This window comes from Streptomyces sp. NPDC052910 (assembly GCF_055585605.1).
The window spans coordinates 79303-96884 of the sequence record NZ_JBVJJR010000015.1; the positions used below are offsets into that span (position 1 = coordinate 79303).

At 71.2% G+C, this 17582-nt stretch carries 19 protein-coding genes; 13 read left to right on the forward strand and 6 right to left on the reverse strand.

From position 1 onward, the window contains the following. Positions 1-100: 100 nt before the first annotated feature. From ACZ6X9_RS32340 to ACZ6X9_RS32355, 4 genes are all read right to left on the reverse strand, one after another. Positions 101-2452 carry a hypothetical protein gene (locus ACZ6X9_RS32340; protein ID WP_469781599.1) on the reverse strand — a complete coding sequence of 784 codons (2352 nt, stop codon included), beginning with the start codon at positions 2450-2452 and terminating at the stop codon, positions 101-103. Between the two features lie 164 nt (positions 2453-2616). Next, positions 2617-2829, reverse strand: coding sequence for a hypothetical protein (locus ACZ6X9_RS32345; protein ID WP_469781600.1), 213 nt, complete (start codon positions 2827-2829; stop codon positions 2617-2619). After that, positions 2826-2951, reverse strand: a complete 126-nt coding sequence (locus tag ACZ6X9_RS32350) for a hypothetical protein (protein ID WP_469781601.1) — start codon at positions 2949-2951, stop codon at positions 2826-2828. Before ACZ6X9_RS32350 ends, ACZ6X9_RS32345 begins: the two co-directional genes overlap by 4 nt. Next, positions 2951-3355 carry a hypothetical protein gene (locus ACZ6X9_RS32355; RefSeq protein WP_469781602.1) on the reverse strand — a complete coding sequence of 135 codons (405 nt, stop codon included), beginning with the start codon at positions 3353-3355 and terminating at the stop codon, positions 2951-2953. The genes ACZ6X9_RS32350 and ACZ6X9_RS32355 overlap by 1 nt, the downstream gene beginning before the upstream one ends. A gap of 437 nt (positions 3356-3792) precedes the next feature. Here ACZ6X9_RS32355 and ACZ6X9_RS32360 point away from each other — a divergent pair, with 437 nt between their 5' ends. The 6 genes from ACZ6X9_RS32360 (at position 3793) to ACZ6X9_RS32385 (ending at position 8912) form a co-directional block, all read left to right on the forward strand. Then, on the forward strand, positions 3793-4545 hold the full coding sequence (locus ACZ6X9_RS32360; RefSeq protein ID WP_469781603.1) for a GntR family transcriptional regulator: 753 nt from the start codon (positions 3793-3795) through the stop codon (positions 4543-4545). 65 nt (positions 4546-4610) lie between these two features. Continuing rightward, positions 4611-5183, forward strand: coding sequence for a P-loop nucleotide/nucleoside kinase family protein (locus ACZ6X9_RS32365; RefSeq protein WP_469781629.1), 573 nt, complete (start codon positions 4611-4613; stop codon positions 5181-5183). A 371-nt stretch (positions 5184-5554) separates the two neighbouring features. Then, complete coding sequence (locus tag ACZ6X9_RS32370; protein ID WP_469781604.1) at positions 5555-6736, forward strand: hypothetical protein; 1182 nt, start codon at positions 5555-5557, stop codon at positions 6734-6736. 87 nt (positions 6737-6823) lie between these two features. Further along, entirely contained in the window at positions 6824-8245 is a 1422-nt protein-coding gene (locus ACZ6X9_RS32375; protein ID WP_469781605.1) for a replicative DNA helicase, read from the forward strand. Between the two features lie 77 nt (positions 8246-8322). Then, the gene (locus ACZ6X9_RS32380) at positions 8323-8658 is read left to right on the forward strand and encodes a hypothetical protein (RefSeq protein ID WP_469781606.1); all 336 of its coding nucleotides are present in this window, start codon (positions 8323-8325) and stop codon (positions 8656-8658) included. After that, positions 8655-8912: a hypothetical protein gene (locus tag ACZ6X9_RS32385; RefSeq protein WP_469781607.1), complete on the forward strand. Its 258-nt coding sequence runs from the start codon at positions 8655-8657 to the stop codon at positions 8910-8912. Before ACZ6X9_RS32380 ends, ACZ6X9_RS32385 begins: the two co-directional genes overlap by 4 nt. Before the next feature lie 90 nt (positions 8913-9002). On the opposite strand, the gene ACZ6X9_RS32390 is transcribed toward ACZ6X9_RS32385, so the two are convergent. Together ACZ6X9_RS32390 and ACZ6X9_RS32395 are read right to left on the reverse strand one after the other, a co-directional pair. Next, a complete protein-coding gene (locus ACZ6X9_RS32390; protein ID WP_469781608.1) occupies positions 9003-9203 on the reverse strand; it encodes a hypothetical protein in 201 nt (66 codons plus the stop codon). Positions 9204-9207: 4 nt separating this feature from the next. Then, positions 9208-9591: a DUF6415 family natural product biosynthesis protein gene (locus tag ACZ6X9_RS32395; RefSeq protein WP_469781609.1), complete on the reverse strand. Its 384-nt coding sequence runs from the start codon at positions 9589-9591 to the stop codon at positions 9208-9210. 47 nt (positions 9592-9638) lie between these two features. On the opposite strand from ACZ6X9_RS32395, the gene ACZ6X9_RS32400 reads away from it, so the two are divergent. The 7 genes from ACZ6X9_RS32400 to ACZ6X9_RS32430 all read left to right on the forward strand — a co-directional run bounded on the left by ACZ6X9_RS32400 (position 9639) and on the right by ACZ6X9_RS32430 (position 17242). Further along, positions 9639-10913, forward strand: a complete 1275-nt coding sequence (locus ACZ6X9_RS32400; RefSeq protein ID WP_469781610.1) for a helix-turn-helix domain-containing protein — start codon at positions 9639-9641, stop codon at positions 10911-10913. Then, positions 10910-11452: a flavoprotein gene (locus tag ACZ6X9_RS32405; protein WP_469781611.1), complete on the forward strand. Its 543-nt coding sequence runs from the start codon at positions 10910-10912 to the stop codon at positions 11450-11452. Before ACZ6X9_RS32400 ends, ACZ6X9_RS32405 begins: the two co-directional genes overlap by 4 nt. 1056 nt (positions 11453-12508) lie before the next feature. Then, positions 12509-12982: a hypothetical protein gene (locus tag ACZ6X9_RS32410; protein WP_469781612.1), complete on the forward strand. Its 474-nt coding sequence runs from the start codon at positions 12509-12511 to the stop codon at positions 12980-12982. A 130-nt stretch (positions 12983-13112) separates the two neighbouring features. Further along, complete coding sequence (locus ACZ6X9_RS32415) at positions 13113-13994, forward strand: phosphoadenosine phosphosulfate reductase domain-containing protein (protein ID WP_469781613.1); 882 nt, start codon at positions 13113-13115, stop codon at positions 13992-13994. Between the two features lie 96 nt (positions 13995-14090). Further along, positions 14091-14666 carry a DUF6248 family natural product biosynthesis protein gene (locus ACZ6X9_RS32420; protein ID WP_469781614.1) on the forward strand — a complete coding sequence of 192 codons (576 nt, stop codon included), beginning with the start codon at positions 14091-14093 and terminating at the stop codon, positions 14664-14666. 164 nt (positions 14667-14830) lie between these two features. Further along, positions 14831-15475 carry a hypothetical protein gene (locus ACZ6X9_RS32425; RefSeq protein ID WP_469781615.1) on the forward strand — a complete coding sequence of 215 codons (645 nt, stop codon included), beginning with the start codon at positions 14831-14833 and terminating at the stop codon, positions 15473-15475. Between the two features lie 612 nt (positions 15476-16087). Then, complete coding sequence (locus ACZ6X9_RS32430; protein ID WP_469781616.1) at positions 16088-17242, forward strand: hypothetical protein; 1155 nt, start codon at positions 16088-16090, stop codon at positions 17240-17242. Positions 17243-17582 lie beyond the last annotated feature (340 nt).

Genomic DNA, 17582 nt, shown 5'->3' on the forward strand with positions numbered 1-17582 from the left:
CGCATCGTGCACAGCGGAACGCGGGCCCGGCCCGCGAAGTGCTCACCGCCCGGGCCGCCGGGCGGTGTCGAACCGTGGAGCGCCGACTGCCGCTCGAACGTCAGCCGGCGCTCGGGGTGGTGACTCCGTACTTCGCGGCGTCGGACGGCCGCAGCAGACCGGCCTCGGCAAGCAGCCGTACGGCCCGGTCCCGGTTGCAGCCGAGCGCCGTACGGGCGGCGTTGACGGTGACGAACCCGTCGTCCCCGCGCGGCAGCCCCCGCAGTGCCTCGATGCACGCGGCGTCCGTACGGGCCGTGGCCGCAGCGCCCGTACGGTCCTTCGCCATACGGGCCGTATCGGCCGTACGGGGCTTGGGCGTACGGCCCGTACCGGCGGGCTCCGTACGGTCGCCCGTACGCCCCGTACGGGACTGCCCCGTACGGTCTGCCGTACGGTCCGTACGGGGTGACTCCGTACGGCCCGTACGGGGTGGCCGTACGGGAGCCGTACGGGCCGAGGGCGTACGGGCGGTGCCGTACGTCTCGTCCGTACGCGGCTCGTCCGTACGGTGCCCGTCCGTACGGTGCCCGTCCGGCTGAGGGTGGTCGGGTTGGTGGCGGTCCTTCTCCAATTCGTGCACACGCCAGACGACCAGCGGGCCAACCGAGGAGACGGCCAGCAGCAGCCACCAGGGGGCGTGCCCGTCCGCACCGAGGGCGATCACGCCCTGCTCGGCGAGCCGGTCCAGGCCGTTGAAGAACAGCGCGAGCAGGACGGCCACGTGCTTCTCCTGGAAGCCCTGCGCGCCCTTCTTGGCGTTGCGGTACGCGGAGATCACGTACAGGTCCAAGGCCACGGGGACCAGGATGGCGAGGTAGGGGCCGAAGCCCGCGAGCATCGCGAGCCGGTACTCGCCCAACGCGGCGATCCCCAGACCGGCGATCTTGGCGAGGGTTTTGAGGAGCTTGCCGAACGCCCGGTCCGCCCGGGTCCGTATCGCCCGGGTCCGGCGGCCGGCGGCCGCCCACCACTTCGAGTGGCGCTCGGCCCGCCTCAGACGCTCCCTCGCCTCCTGGTCGATCACCTCGGCCTCGGCCCGCGCCCGGCTGAGGATCTCCTCCGCCGTGACAGCCGCCGCCTCGCGCGTCTTCTCCGCCGAGGCGATGACAGCCGCGGCCTTGCGCCGGGCCTCCTCCACGGTGGCCTCGGCCGTGCGGGCGGCCGTCGACCGAACCGTCTCGGCCTGGGACTCCGCCGACCGGGTCTGCTGCTCCAGCGCGCTGTGTGCCTGGTCCAGCACGGCGCGGGCCCGCGCGGTGATCTGATCCGCCTCATGCTTGGCTGCCGAACGCGCCGTCGCCGCCTCCGCCGCCGCGGCCGCGCGCAGTTCCTCCGCCTCACCGCGCGCGGCCTGCCGGTCCGCATCCGCTTCGGTGCGAACCTGCTCGGCCTCGGCTCGGTGCCGCTCCAGGTCCTCCTCCGCCTCACGGCGCCGCACCACCAGCTCCTCGTCGAGCTCCAGGTGGGCCCGCCGACGGATCAAGTCCGCCTCGGACTCGGCGGTCCTACGGATAACCTGCGCCTCAGCCGCCCGTTCCTGAGCCTCCCCCAGGATCCTCGCCGCGTCCGCCAGAGCGGTGCGGTACGCGGCCTCGGCGGAGGACCGGCGCAGGGCCGCGAGCTCGATCGCCTGCTGCTCGGCCTCGGCCAGCAGCGTGTGGGCCCGCTCCTCGGCGGCCTCGATGATCTCCTCGGCCACCCGCTGCGCGTCGGCCCGGGCGGTCTCAAGGAGCTGTCGGGCCTCCTTCCGGACCTTTTCCTCCGCGAGCGTGGCCCGGCGCAGCCGCTCGCCGGCTTCCTCGGCGGCCTCGACCAGCACCTGCCCGGCCTGTGCCCGGGCCCCGTCGAGGACGGCCTGCGCAGCGCGGGTAGCCTCGGCGCGCACCTGCTGGGCCTGCAGGCCGCCGTCCAAGCGGAGGGCATCCGCCTGAGCGTTCGCCTGCTCCAGCCGGCGCCCAGCCTCCGCGGCCGCCCGCTGCGCGTCGGCTTGGGCGGCGTCGAGAACCTGCTGGGCCTCCTCCCGGACGATGTCCTCGGCGAGTCGGGCCTGGCGCAGCCGCCCTCCGGCCTCCTCGGCCGCCTCGACCAGGACCTGCCGGGCGTCAGCGGCCGCCGCCCGGCGGATCGTCTCAGCCCGCTGCTCAGCAACGCGGATCAGGGCCGCCGCCTCCTCAGCGGCGGCCTGCCGGGCCCCCTCACGGATGTCGGCGGCCCGGTCCATCAGGTCGTGAGCCCTATCCCGCAGATCCGAGAGCCGGGCCTCGGCCTCCGCCCGCACCTCCTGGCTCGGCGGCACGGGCACCGCCGCGGGCGCCGGGCGGCGCGGCGGCGGGGGTGTCGTCGTCTTGACCGACGGCTGCTTGGCCGTCGTCTTCTTCCGGGTGCTGCGGGTGCCGCTACGGGCCGCCACACGAGCTCCTTCCTACGTGCGGGTGGCCGCCTCCCGGCGGCCACCTGAGTTGTGCGATGCGGTCCGTCAGCCCTGAGCCATGGCCGCGAGGTTCTGGTGCACCTCGAAGTCCACGGGGTTCCAGGCGACGGGGTCACCGTGGCGATCGACGAAGCTCTCGATCATCACAACCGCCCGCCTGCGGTAGTAGGCGGCGAGCTCGTCCTGACGCGGGAGAGACCCCGTCCTGGGCAGGAACGCCGGACGAGCGGGCCCACGAGGGCGAGCTCGGCCGTCTGGTGGTCGCGCTGCTTCTTCATCCGGGCCAGCCGCCCCTGCACCGCACGGGCACGGCCCAGTTGCGCGGCCAGCCGGCGCTTGGAGACGAACCAGATCACCGTCCCACCCCCGTCACTGCCCGGCCGTGGCGCTGCAGCTCGGCCTCCGCCTGCCGGCGGGCGGCCTCCGCGCGCTCGGCGGCCTCGGCCGCTTCCTTCGCCGCCTGTTCCTGAGCGGTCATCAGGCCACCGCCCCGAAACCGCGGTCGTCGGCGGCGTTGTCGAGGCCGGAGCACAGCGCCTCCAGCATCTCGACGCTCAGGTCCGCCCGGCGGACGATCAGGCGAGTGATGACCGAGCCCTCGCACATCGTGCCGACCACGCGGACGACGGACGGGCCGTAGGACACGCGGGCTTCCTCCAGCTCACGCATCAGGGCCGGCAGCAGGTGCATGGTCTCCGGCGTGACGCTGACGTCCGTGATGATCGCGCCCGGGGACACCGTCACCGAGACGGCCAGCCCGAGCCGGGCCAGGTCCTGCACCTCGCTGCGGACCGTCCGCGCCTGCAGGACGGCGTCGAACAACGCGCTGGCGGCCGCCCCCGGCCGTACCGGCGCGGTGGTCGTTGCTGCGATGATGGTCATGCGGATCAACTCCCAGTGAGATCGTGTTGGTCCGTACAGACCCCCGGCACACATGGCGTCACCAGCGCCGTGCCGGGGGTCGCGCCGTCTGAACGGCGCGGTGAGCGAGTAGGGATTCGAACCCCGGCTCCGCAGAGCCCTACCGAAGCTCGCCCGTGGATCTGCCTCCGCCTCGCCCCGCACCTCCTTTCGAAGGGCTCTCGGCGGGATCCCGTACAAGCACACTGTTGAGTTTTCAAGACCGCAGGCACTGGCCGGCCTATCCCCGCGATGAGGGCATCTTCCGGTCGCGCATTTCGGCTGGTCAGCCGGTTGATCAGACGACTTCACCGTCGGACGAGCATGCTCGTCCTCGATGAACCCTAGGGTTCCCTATGGTTCCTTAGGGTGTCAAGCAGTACAGTAGGGTCAGCGACGGACAGAGAAGGGAGTGAGAGGTGACCAAAGCGGCCGACAACAGGCCCCCGAACGCGAGGATTGCGGCCCATTACCGCGATCTGATCGGCTCCGGGAAGCTTCAGCCGGGCGCGCTGCTGCCGAGCATCAAGGCCCTGGCGGAGGAGTGGAACGTCAGTACCGCCACGGTCGAAAAGGCGCTCGGCAAGTTGCGGGGCGAGGGGTTGGTTCGTGGCATCCACGGCGTCGGAACCGAAGTTGTGGGCAGCCCCGTTGCCTTGTCCTCCGGGTCGCAGCGCCACGACCGCGGGACGCGTACCGGCTCGTCCTGGGGAGCAGGGGAGAGGTCGGACTCTCACAGCGCGGCATACGTCGCAGCTCCCGACTATGTAGCGGAGGCGCTTGGCATCCAGCCAGGTGATCGAGTGATCCAACGAACTCGCATCTACCGCGACGGGCACGGCGTCGTCGCTCACTCCACCTCGTGGATCCCCGAGCATTTCGGGCAGGCTGTGCCCGAGCTACTGAGCAGCTCACGGCTGAAGGGGGGCACGTCACTCGATCTCATCGCCCGATCAACCGGCCGGCGGGCCGTACGGCGCGAAGACGTCACCACCGCCCGAGTGGCCACAGACGAAGACATCGCCCTTCTGGAACTGGAACCCGGCACCGTTGCTGCGATTTTGGTCCTGGCATCACGCTTCCTCGACGCGAGCGGCCAGCCGGTGGAATATGGACTCGACTTGGGCGCGCCGGGGCGTACCCGCTACGACGCCTCGGACATCGCGCAGTGAAGGCCCCTGTGGAACAGCCGGCCTTGCATCCCAAGCGGACTCCGCGATGCGTCCTGATGAGTGGAATGCCTGGGTCAGGTAAGACCCACCTAGCGCTGGCTCTCGTTGATCATGGGCTGACCCGCCTCTGCCCAGACGAGCTCATGTTCGAGCGCTACGGGCGGTATGGCCACGACTTTCCGCGCGGGCAGTTCCGCGTCCGCGAAGCGCCGGTTCTCCGAGATCTCGCCGCGCGGCTTCAAGCGCTCCTCAGCGCCGGCCACGACGTCGTCTTCGACCACGGCTTCTGGACTCCGGAAGAGAGGTCCCAGTGGCGAAGGTTGGTCGTCGAAGCTGGAGCCAAACCGCTATTGGTCTACCTTCCGGTTGCACATGATGTGCGCTGGGCTCGCGTCCAGGCGCGCAACGAGCGCTCTCTCGCCGACGCCAACGCGATCGAGTTCTCTGAAGAGGACCTGCTCCGCTTCGCCACCCGCTTCCACCCGCCCGCTGATGAGCCACACCTCGTGTACGACGGCCGGCCGGAAACGGTACTGGCAGCACTCGGGAGTCAGGCGCGCCCCGCTGACTGCGGTTGGGACTGCGGATCCCACCCTCAGGGTTACGATACGGACCGTCACTCTTCGCAAACGGAGTGACAAAAAGCAGCAGGCCCGGACCAAAAGGCCCGGGCCCACTAGCCAGCTCCTCGTCTCTCTCGCCAAAGATTTGATCGAGTCGCTGGCCTAAGTCGCGGTGGCGGCTCAGGAGCGTTCCCCTTCGCTCGCGACGAACCGCGTGCGGGCCCTAGCCTAGCGGGCCTCACGCCAGTTCGTGGAGTAGGCGTGACGCCCTGTTCCGCTGATCGCGGGAAGGCGATCACGGTGCACGGCTTGAATGGCCCCTTTGACCAGGCGTTTCTTCGCCTGGAGGCGCCCTCCGACGGCGCTACACCCCTGGGTGAACCGTCAAGAGGTGGCGTCAGTCACATCAGCCCTCTTCAGTTCGGCTTGACTAACGGGGGGTGCTGGTGAGCATCCCGAAGCAGCAGAATTCCTCCGAAGGCGAGCAACTCGTCGAGCTCTACGGCCCCGAGGACGGTGGCTGGTACGAGACGCGAGTGAAGGACTGGATCGGGCTGTGCTCCGACCTCCGCGACGCCGACGTGCGGGGGTACGTGGTTCTGCGCGGTCTCGTGATCGAAAAGTTCGCGAACCACGTCCGAAAGCTCACGCTCAGCGAGATTTGCGAGCTGATCCCGGGCCCGAACGGGAAGACCTCCAGCCTCACGCGTGTCCGCGACATGCTGCGGGCGTTGACTGGCGTCGGTCTCGTGACCACCCCCGAGGGGGAGCCGCTGACGACGTCCTCCAGCAAAAAGGCCGCCGACAAGCCGTTGCGCATCCGCATCAACGACGCTCCGCCCAAGGGCTACCGAGGGTGGCGGAACGCCGAGGCGAAGCTCCAGTCCATCAAAGCCGCCGCCGGAGCCGAGGCCGAGGGGCCCGGAACCGAAGAGCCTGCCCCAGCGCTGGCGCCAGCGGTGAAGCCGAGCCGCAGGGCCGCCCTGAAGCCTGGTCGGAATTCCGACCAGGACAAGGGTCGTGGTCGGAATTCCGACCAGGCTGGTCGGGATTCCGACCATGGTGGTCGGGATTCCGACCAGGACTCTCGCGGTGACCTGCGGAAACGCGATCTTCCCGTGGTGTCTTCCAATGGATCTTCTCTCTCTGTCGACGCCGCAGGTCAGGGTGCTTCTCCGCTGCCCGCTGCGCGGGGAGAGAGAGACCAGGCTTCGCCGACCACCTCCCACGCAGTCCTGGCCGAAGCGGTCGCCGAGGCGTTCGCGGAGCAGTGGAAGGCCCAGCGCGGTACCCGCCCGGGACGCCGGCAGTTGCGCGTGGTGACCGAGGACGCCGCAGAAGCTCTGGAGGGCGGTGATACCGCTGAGTGGCTGCTGGGTGCCGTCGTGCCGTTCATGGTCCGCAACGGCTACCTCGACTTCGGCCGGGCGAAGACCCATCCGCAGTGCCCGGCTCCAAGGGGCGCCCGTGTGCTGGGCGACCGTGCCACGGTCCCCGACTGGTGCGGCGAGTGCAACGACGGCGTCCGCCCCGAGCTCGTCGCCGAGCGGTTCCGCAAGATCGGCGGCCGCTTGGTGAAGTGCGCGGCATGCCACCCCGGCGCGGCCAAGCACACCGCCGCTGTCTGACCTGCACCGATCCAGAAACAGCGCGGCGGCCGCTCCCGTCAAGAACCGGCCGCCGCGCGTGATCCCAACCCGATGGAGAAGAGATCCATGACCAGCATGACACCCCCGTCCCCGAAGACCGACGGCGGCAGCCTGTTCGACGGCGACCTGGACGTGGTGCCCGGCCCCCGCCGGTCCGCCGAGGGTTTCGACCGCGTGCCCCCGCAGGATCTTGAGGCCGAGCGGTCCGTCCTCGGCGGGATGGAGTTGTCGAGGGACGCCATCGCGGATGTCATCGAGATCCTCAAGGGGCACGAGTTCTACCTGCCAGCCCACGAGACGATCTACTCCGTCATCGTCGAGATGTACGGCAAGGGCCAGCCCGCCGACCCGATCACGGTCGCCGCCGAACTCACCCGCCGTGGTGAACTCGCCCGCATCGGTGGTGCCCCCTACCTGCACACCTTGGTGCAGTCGGTGCCGACCGCGGCGAACGCCGCGTACTACGCCGAGATCGTCCGAGAACGATGGAAGCTGCGCCAGGCCGTGGAGACTGGCACGCGCATCACGGCCATGGGCTACGCCCAGGAAGCCGATCCGGAGGACGTCGTTGAGTCGGCGGCCGCCGAGCTGCTCGCCCTGAAAGCGTCGTTCGACACCGGCAAGGACCCCGCTGGGTGGGACACCCCGCTCTCGGAGCTGCTGGAGGAGTGGGAGGAAGCCCAGGCGGAGGGCGAGAACCCGGGTCTGCCGATGCCGTACTCAGACCTGCAAAGCATGCTCGGCACCGTCCCCGGCCACCTCGTCGTCGTCGCCGGCCGCCCCGGCATGGGCAAGTCCGTCGTGCTCTTGGACTTCATGCGGCACCTGGCCGTCGTCCACGGCAAGCCCGCCGCGTTCGTCTCCCTGGAGATGGCCCGCCGCCAGATCATGAACCGGCTCATCGCCGCCGAAGCCGAGATCCCGCAGCACGCCGTACGGACCCGCTCCATGAACGCCGACCAGTGGAAGCGTTACGACAAGGTCAAGAACATCCTCATGCAGGCCCCGCTTCGGTTGATCGTCCCGCCCGGCGGCATCACCGTCGCGCAGATCCGCTCCAACCTGCGCCGCTGGGCCATCGAGGACCGCCTTCCGGCCGCCCTCGCTGTCGACTACCTTCAGATCGTCAAACCGGAGCCCGGCAAGGGCGCCAACCGCACCAACGAGGTCGACGGCATCGCCCGCGGCCTCAAGGAAGTCGCGCTCGAATTCGACCTCCCGATCTTCGCTGCCGCCCAGCTCTCTCGGCTTACCACGGCCACCTCGGACCGCGTTCCGCAATTGTCCCACCTGCGCGAGTCCGGCGAGATCGAGCAGGCCGCCGACGCCGTCGTTCTCCTCCACCGGGAGGACTACTACGAACCGGAGAACATCCGAGCCGGTGAGATCGACCTGATCGTCGCCAAGAACCGCGAGGGCAGCACCGGCATCGTGACTTGCGCCTTCAGGGGAAGGTACAGCCGTGTCGACGACATGGATCAAGGCTGACCAGCCGTTTCCTCGAACCGGTCCACCCGGTGCCGGAATCCAGCACACTGGGCTCAGACAGCAGGAGGAGGCTCTCGATGAGTGCACAGCCGACGGAGGCGTACCCGACCCGCTCGCCGTACCGGATCGAGGCCGACGAAGGCCCGCAGACAATCGCGGGACTCAAAGCGGCGTTGGCTCCGTGGCCTGAGCACTTGATGGCGTTCACCGCGCGCCTGGAGGCCGCCGAGTTCGCGAAGCTGCGTGACCTGATCGCGGAGTACCGGATGGTGTGGCTGTCCCTCGTACACCCTGTGCTTCGCGCAGCGGCCGCGGATCCGCAAGAGCGGGAGGGTGCGGCCGTTTCCTGGGACGAGGTCATGGCCGATTACGACCCTGAGACATTCGAAGCGCTCCCGGGGGCGCGTTCGTGACCTACAAGGTCGTCATCGCCCCTGACGCCCGGCGCGGCATGGCAAGCCTGGCCCCGGAACAGCGGCGAGCCGTCAACGAAGCGGTGCGCGGCCCGCTCGCGCAGCGGCCGCTCGGCGTCGGACGGGTGCACGAAGGACGTGGGCCGACCGCGCTGAGGATGCTGGTCCTGGAGGCGGCGCGAGTATCCGTCGGCTACCGCGTTTACCCCGACCGCGTCGAGGTCGAGATCGTCTGGCTGATCGGGCACCCCTGAGCCGTGATGAAGCCCCGGGCGCTGGTTACGAAGGAGCGCGCCCGGGGCTTCGTGCCGTTCGCGGCCCGAGAGGGCGGGCCGCGAACGGGGTCAGGGGGTGCGGATGACGGTCAGGCGGGTGATGGCCGGAACCCGCAGGAGGGGCCCGCCGTCGTCGAAGACGATGACGACCCGGGGCGCCATCGGGGTGGAGCGGTCGGTGCGCACCGTACGGACACAGCGCCGCCGGCCGTCGACGGCGAGGACGTCGGCGGGGCGGACGGCCTGGGCGGGGCGGAGTACGGCCGACACCGGGTCACTCGCTGAGCAGGTTCAGGGCATGCCGGGCGGTGCGGGCCAGCTCTTGCAGGTGCATCACGGCCGACCGTCGTCCGGTGCCGGGGGCGGGTGTGAGGTCGCCGTCGATGCGGACGATCACCGCCTGCCACTCGTACCACCTCTCGCAGTGCCGGGGGTGCGCATCGCGGCGCAGCACCATCTCCTCGGCCAGCACGGCGAGGTGGCCGCGCAGGGCGAGGGTGAGCTCGTGCACCTCCGTCGGGCGGGGGAGCGCGCGCCGGTCCACCAGGGCCCTGTCGATGGTGGCGCGGATGGTCACCGCGTCGAGGGGCACGGTGTCGCCGTCGAGCAGGGTGGTGAGGCGCGTGGTGGCGGGGGGAAGGGTCTCGGACTTGGCCATGCCCTGACGGTAAGAGCGGTATACCAGAGGTGACCCACACACTCCGTGTGGGTCACCAACTTCGTCTCCAGGGCGGCCTGATGGAGAAGTTCCAGTTCGGCCGGAGGGTTCGGTACTGGCGCACCCGGCGCGGCATGGACCAGCAGACGCTCGCGACGCTGATGGGCCGGTCCCTGCGGTGGGTCGAGGAGCTGGAGGGCGGCCGCCGGCAGGCCGACCCCCAGTTGTCGGTGGTGCGACAACTGGCACTCCGACTGGGGGTCACCGTGGAGCGGCTGCTGGCCGACCCGGCGGTCGTCGAGTGCCCGACCGAGCCGGAAGTCGCGGCGGTGCGGGCCGCCTTGCACCGCCACGACGTGCTCACCGGCTGGAGCGAAGACACGCGCGGCGAGCCGATGCCGGTGGAGACGCTTCGGCGCGGCCTGGAGCACGCGCGCGCCGGCTTCCAGACCGGCCACTTCGCGCAACTGGGTACCGTCCTCCCGGCGCTGCTGGTGGACGCGACCGGCGCCGCCGACCGCCACCGGGGGACGGCGCGGCTACAGGCGTGCGCGGTGCTGTCGCTGACCCTGGAGCTGGCTGAGGCCGCCGCCATCAAGTGGGGCGAGCCTGAGCTGGCCGTGCTCGCCGGGCACCGGGCGGTGGCGGCGGCCGAGCGCAGCGAAGACCCGGTCATCATGGCCTCCGCCGCGCGGCACCTGGCCGACGCGATGACGCACCACGGCCAGGCCGCCGCCGCGGTCGACTTCGCCACCGCCGCCGCCCGCCGGCTTCAAGAGGACCTGCTGCGGCGCGGCGCGGACGGGCTGTCGGTCTTGGGCATGTTGTGGCTGAAGGCGGCGATGGCGCAGGCCGCCGCGGCGGAGGCCGACGACGAGCAGCCGGACGTTCTCGCCCGGCGTGTACCGGGCCTCCTTGACCAGGCCGACGGCCACGCCGCTCGCCTCGGTGCCGACGGCAACGCGTTGTGGACCGCTTTCGGCCCGACCAACTGCGTCCTGTACCGGGTCGCGGCGAGCGTCTACCTGTCGGAGGGGGCCGACGCTCTCGCGGCCGCCGCGGGCATCCCCAGGCAGGCGCTGGCCGCTCTGCCGCGCGAGCGCCGAGCCCACCTGCTGACCGACCGCGCCCGCGCCGAGACCCAGACCGGACAGCGCGAGGAGGCGGTGGCGACCCTGCTGGAAGCCGAACGCCTCGCGCCCGAAGAGGTCCTCTGTCGACCGCGCAGCCGCCAAATCGTCGAAGACCTGCGGCTGCTGGGCGCCGGGCGGGCCGAGGGGCGGTTGCACGCCTTGGCGGACCGTTGTGGACTGCCCCGGTGACCACACGAACGCTCTACCTGATCGCGTGCGCGGCCCCGCCGGCCCGCCGTCTCGACATCCCAGTCCGCGCCGCTCAGACCGCCGGGTGGGAGGTCTGCGTCATCCTGACGCCATCCGCCTACCGATGGGCGAGCGAAGACACCGACGACGAGGTCGCGGCCCTGGAGGAGCTGACCGGGCACCCGGTCCGCCACCAGTACAAACTCCCCAGCCAACCCGACGTCCTGCCGCCCCCGGCAGCGCTCCTTGTGGCCCCCCTCACCTCGAACACCTTGAACAAGTGGGCGGCCGGCATCAGCGACACCCTGGCGCTCGGCCTGATGACCGAAGCCATCGGCCTCGGCCTGCCGATCGTCGCCCTACCGCACTGGAACGCCGCCCAACACCAGCACCCCGCGGTCGACACGAGTGTCACCCGGCTCCGCGACGCCGGCGTGCGGGTACTCCTCGGCGACGGCGGGTTCGTCCCGCACCCGCCCCGGAGCGGAGACCTCGACGCGTACCCCTGGCAGGCCGCTATCGACGCGCTACCCGTGTAGAAGCATCGGGAGCTGGGCCGGACGCACGACGAGCCGGCGTTGACCCGCATCAGTTACTCACCTCTTAAGAGGTGTGTTTGTGGCTGGGGGGGGGGCGAGGTGTGTGTGGGTTCGAGCGGCTGGGGGTTCCATCCCCAGGCCCCTGGGCCCTCCACAGAGGGGAGGGGGCTCCGTTGCCGTCTGGCGGTCCGTGGGTGGTGCTGGGTGGGTGGGGTCGGGGGGCCCTCCGCGACCGGGCACCCGGAGGGGACCACAGCCCGCGCCGGGCCACCAGGCCACGCCGCCTTCCGCGGTTGCGCGGTGACCCGGCGTCAGCGGGACGGGGAACGGCTGTGGTTCAAGCCCCAGGGCCGCAAGCGGCCCTGCCTCCGGCGGCCCTCCGGGGGGCCGGCGCTCGCAGAGAGGGGAGGGGGCACCGTCGCCGTCTGCGGGCCCGTGGAGGGACCGGTGGACCACCGGGGGTCTCTCCGCACGACCGGCGCCAGAGGCAAGCGCACCGCCCGCCGGGGCGTCCAGGCCAAGCCGCGCAAGCGCGGTCGCCGCAAGCGGCGAGCCCGGACACCCCGACGACCGGCGCGCTCGGGCGATGCCCGCCGGCCGAGCGGAGAGACCCCCGACGCCCCACCTCTGCAAAGACGACGGCAACCCGCCATCACCCGCCCGCCGCATCCCGACCGCCCCGCCAACCAGCATCACCCCCGGGCCGACTCCGCGGCCCGCATCAGCCGCACCGCGGCCCCCGATACCAGGCCGCTCCGCGGCCCCGCGCCGCAAAACGCGAGCCGCGCCCCCCGACGCGGCCCGTGGTCGGCTGCGTCTGCCCAGCCGGAGCTCCCGCGCCGGCCCGTTGTGCGACGTCCGCCGGAGGGGTTTCCCCGGGGGTTGGTCGAGACGTCGGAATTCTCCGCAAGAATGCCTCTGACCTGCGGCTTTTCGGAGGGCGGGTTGACTTAGACCCAAAAACTTGAGAGTATTGTCTACGTCGGAAGGGGGCGGGAATCCCCTCCCGACTACCGGGCCCCAGGCCCACACCGAGAAACCTCAACAGGAGACGACATGCCGAACTCCCAGGCCGCACACCACCGCGGCGGAGCGGAGCCCGAAACCCGCTACACCCCCCACGCCGTCCAGCGCCTCGTCCGCCGCGCCGTCGAAGCGGTTGCCGAGGCCGCCGGGCAGAGCCCGGCCGTGGGCCGCTTCCGCCACGCCGCCGACGCCATCCCGCTCGTGCTGGCCGACTTCCCGGTGTGGTGGGACGAGCCCGTGCTGAGCTCCTCCACCACCTTCACTCGAAGCGACATCCTCGTCGCTGCCTGCGAGGGGCTCGACCAGGCCGCCGAGCACTGGCGCGAGAGTCTGCCCGACGACATCGACGACCTCATCGTGAAGACCCTCAGCACCCTGTTGGCCGACCCGGACGCGTGCTTCGCGGACGTGGTGCGCAAGCACTACCCCCACAGCGCGGAGCGCGTCCGCGTGTGGCTGGTCGCCCCGAAGCTCCGCGACCGCCTGACCTTGCCGCAGGACTGACCACACGACCGGCCGGACCCACCGGACGACGCGGACCGGCCGGACGCCCGGCGGGGGAGCGGGGCGGGAATCCCGCTCCCCTACCCGGGCCCCGGCCTGAGCACATCGAAAACCCTCAACTGGAGACGACGTGACGAAAAACCCCCTCACCCCGCCGCGCGGCACCGGATGCGCCGGGGCCCAGGCCGGGCAGATGGAACTGTTCCCCGCGCCGGCCGCCGCGCCGGCTGAGCCCCCCGCCGACTTCGACTGGGACGCCCACGACTTCGTGGTCGTCGGCGACAGCGGTGGCAAGGACTCCGGTGTCACCGTGCACGAGGTGTGCACCCAGGCCGACAAGGCGGGCCAGCTCCACAAAGTCCGGGTGCTGCACTGCGACCTCGGGCGTACCGCCAAGGGGCACCTGGTTGAGTGGCCGGGCGCGCTCGACGTCGCCCGCGCGCACGCTGCCCAGTACGGCGTCCCGTTCGCCGTCCGCCGCAGCACGCGGTGGCCGTCGCTGTGGGACCGGATCCGGGCGCACGGCAACTGGCCCGGGCACTTCGCACGCTTTTGTACGAGTGATACGAAGACCACCGTCGGGCGCGACTACATCGACGAGATCGGTGCCGAGCTGCGACTCGGGCGCCCGCCCCGGGTCGGGTACGCGATGGGCATGCGTGCCGAGGAGTCCACGGCCCGTGCGAAGAAGCCGGTCGTCGAGCGGCACCGCATGAGCGGCAAGGGCACGCTGCGCGTGGTGACGACCTGGCTGCCGATTCATCACCTCACCACCGAGCAGGTGTGGAAGATCCACCGCGACCACGGCGTCGCGCACCACGAGGCGTACGACCAGGGCATGCGCCGCCTGAGCTGCCGCGCCTGCCCGCTGGCCCATACCGACGACCTGGTGCGCTCCGCCCAGCTCAACCCCGAGCTGTTCGCCGAGTACGCCGAGGCCGAGGCCGAGATGGGCCGCCCGTTCAAGACGTCGATCACCCTGCGGGCCATCATCGAGCGCGCCCGGAGCTGACCGGCCGTGCCCGGCGGGGGAGCGGGGCGGGAATCCCGCTCCCCCGCCGAGGGCCGTGCACCACACCGAAACCCTCACCGACCGAAGGACCGCAGCATGAACCGGATCATCCGCCGCCCCCAGCGCACGCTCACGCCGCAGGAACGCGAGACCGTACGGGGCACCGCTGCCCTGAACCTCCAGGGCGGCCTGCTCCTGGGCATCGTCGACCCGGTGCCCAACCCGTCGCCGATGAGCGAGGACGAGGGCGCGTGGGTGCGTGAGCAGGTGTGGCCTGCGTTCCTCACGGAGATCGAGCGCAAGTACCCGTTCGGGTACTGGCGGTGGACGGCGTGCGAGCGGGGCACATGCTGGAACTGTCTCGGCGGCCGGTGCGAGCTGTGCGTCCACCGGCAGAGGGGCGGCCCGCACGTGGACGACAACGTCGACTGGGTGCACAACGCTCGGGGGCAGGTCGTGGCGAAGGTAGTCGTCCGGCCGGACGGCGCGCCGTGCGTGTGGTGGTGCCGGTGCCCCTGCCCCAAGGACGGCCCGGCCCCCGCCGCGCCCGCAGCGCCCGCCGAGGAGCCGGCGGAGCCGGACCCCGACCGTCGAACGGAGCGTGCCGTCCGTGGGGGACGCCGCACGCGAGGATGCGAGCCTGCCGACGAGGCGGAGTACACCCTGTTTTGAGGCAGTCCCGGGGCCGTCCGGCGCTGGACGTCGAGCGGCCCGGCGGGGCGCAAAAGCGTGGGAATCCCGCCGGGCCGTGCGTTCGGCCACCGAGGGCCCTCAACAGACCCATAACCGAACCCGTCACCATGGTATCCACGACCGACACCACCAGGAGCACCCCCTTGAGAACCGTCGATGGCCGCCGGTGGGCGACCCGCGAGGACCTGATCGAGCACAGCGGCTACAGCGCGATGACCCTGAAACGGCTGTGGCGCGACCGCGGGGCCAACGGGCACCCCGAGGCCCGCGAGATCGACGGCGTTCTGCACTGGGACGTGGAGCTGTGGGACGAGTGGTTCGCGGAGCAGCGGCAGCGGCCCCGTGACCTCTCCGGCGTCGACCGCAGCGGCGACCCGGACGAGGAACTGCCGCCGGCGGGGCAGGCCCGCGTGCTCGGCGTCGACCCCGCCCGCATCACCCAGTACACCAGGAACCCTCCGCCTGGGTGGCCCGACCCGGTTCGCGTCGAGGAGCTGAAGACCCGCAACCGCGAGTACCGCACCCGAGCCCAGCTCTGGGCATGGGCCGACGATCCGGTCAGCGGGTACGGGACCAAGGGCGGACGTCGGCCCGGCCCCAACGCCAAGGCCCGTGCCCTCGGGGCGAAGGTGCGTGAGGAGCGCGTCCGGCTGGCCGCCGAGGCGCTGTCCGCGATGCCCGGCAAGAAGCCCGGCGAAGTAGCCGTCACCCTGGCCGAGCGTCACGGCCACTCGGTGGACACGTGGAAGCGAGTCATCACCCAGGCCCGCAAGCTGGCACAGCAGTAGCAAGACCCCTGGCAGAACGATGGCCAGCGCGACCCGGACCGGACGCGCTGGCCATCGTCGTACCGGCAGCCGACTCTCCCGCAATAGCACCTCTTAAGAGGTGTGTTTGTGGCTGGGGGGGGGCGAGGTGTGTGTGGGTTCGAGCGGCTGGGGGTTCCATCCCCAGGCCCCTGGGCCCTCCACAGAGGGGAGGGGGCTCCGTTGCCGTCTGGCGGTCCGTGGGTGGTGCTGGGTGGGTGGGGTCGGGGGGCCCTCCGCGACTGGGCCCCCGGAGGGGACCACCGCCCGCCGGGCCGCCAGGCCACGCCGCTTCGCGGTCGCCTTCGGCGAGCCTGGCCCCTCGGCACGGCCTGTGGTCGGCTGCGCCTGCCCAGCCGCGGAGGGAACCCCCCGACCGGCCCGTCCTTCGGCATTCGCCGGCGAGGGTTCCCGGGTGAGGGTGGCGCGTCGGACAGCCCCGAAGAAGTGCCATTGCGCTTATTCGACGGGCAGGGGTTGACTCGCACCCCAAAACTTGAGAGTATGGTCTACGTCGGAAGGGGGCGGGAATCCCCTCCCGACACCGGTCCCCAGGGGCCACCACCGAAAACCTCAACCAGGAGTACGACCACCATGACCATGCAGACCACCACCGTGCCCGCGCTCGCGCAACTCCCGCTCTTCGAGAAGCTGAAGGCCGCTGGGCTGTCTCCCGAGATGCAGAACGAGAGCGCGGGGACCTACGTCCTGCTGACTCTCGCGGACTCCTCGCAGATCACCATCAGCGCCACCATCATCGACGGGACGGAGATGCGGGCGGACCACGAAGTGGGCGAACACCGTAGCTGGCAGGCGTGCTGGAACGCCGAGCCGTTCTCCGAGATCTACGACTCCGAAGGGGACGACATGGAGTGCGCGGCAGACACGGCCGCCCTCGCCGATGCCGTCATCACCTGCGTCCGTCAGTACGAGTCCACGCTCACCGAGGCGGACGTCCTGCGCGGCGCGCTGTCCAATCGCGGCCTCACCGCCTACGACGGCGGTGAGAGCGGATTCACCTGGCTCGTCGTGCCGATCAACCCGCACACCCCCGAGGAATCTGCCCGGCTCGCCCCGCATTTCCTCATCTCCTCCGGCGAGGAAGCGCACCGTCTGATGGCCCAGCACGACGAGCCGTGGAGCGCCACGCTCTACGACGGTCTCGGCGACTACGTCGACATCCTGGATGCCGCGCCGGAGGGCTCGTCCTTGGCGGAGGACTCCGAGCACTGCGCCCGTGCCATCGCGGAGTACATCGCTACCCACCGGCGTGACTGGATCGTCCCGGCGAGCACCGGTCTGCGCACCGTCCCCGACGAGGGCAACCCGATCCAGCATTGCGTGTATAAGGGCGCCGAGCGCCTCGGCGTCATCTTCGACGAGACTCCCGCCCGCCTCGCCCGGGGCGGCTGGGCGGCATGGTCCCCGAAGGCGTCCGGCCCCGACGGTAACGTCGGCTTCTTCCCCACGAAGGAGGCGGCTGCACTCGCCATCGCCCGCACCTGGGGCCTGTGCCTCGCCGAGGCGGCGCAGTGGCGGACCCTCAAGGGCATCACGACCCCGTTCTTCACGTTCGGCGACGTGCAGGACGACGGCCGCGTCCGCCTCGCCCGTGACCGCAAGCGACTGTCCGGCTCGCCGATCAAGGTCGTCCGGCTGGTGACGGAAGCCGGACGCCGGTACGGGTACACCGTCAGCGGTCAGCGCATCTCCTTCGGCGGCACCGCTACGAAGGTCTGGGCCGCGTAACGAACACCGGGGCGAGCAGGGCCCCTGCTCGCCCCGGCATGGCATTCCGCGATGATCAGGAAGAAGTGAAGCGGCCGACGAGTTTCCCCGTCGGCCGCTTCGGCGTTCGGTCACCGAGGGCCCGGCCGGACCCCGTGCGCACCGAGGGCCTGCCCAAGGGCGGCGTGCGCGAGTACCGCACCCGTCAGCAGATGTGGGACTACCACGACAACGTCGAGAACACCGACCGGGCCGGAGTCGCCGGGCGCCCCGCCAGGCCCCAACCCGACCCCCGCGTGCAGGTCGCCGCCGACGCGTTGGTCGCGCACCCGACCGCACCGCCGGCGACATCGCGGCCGAC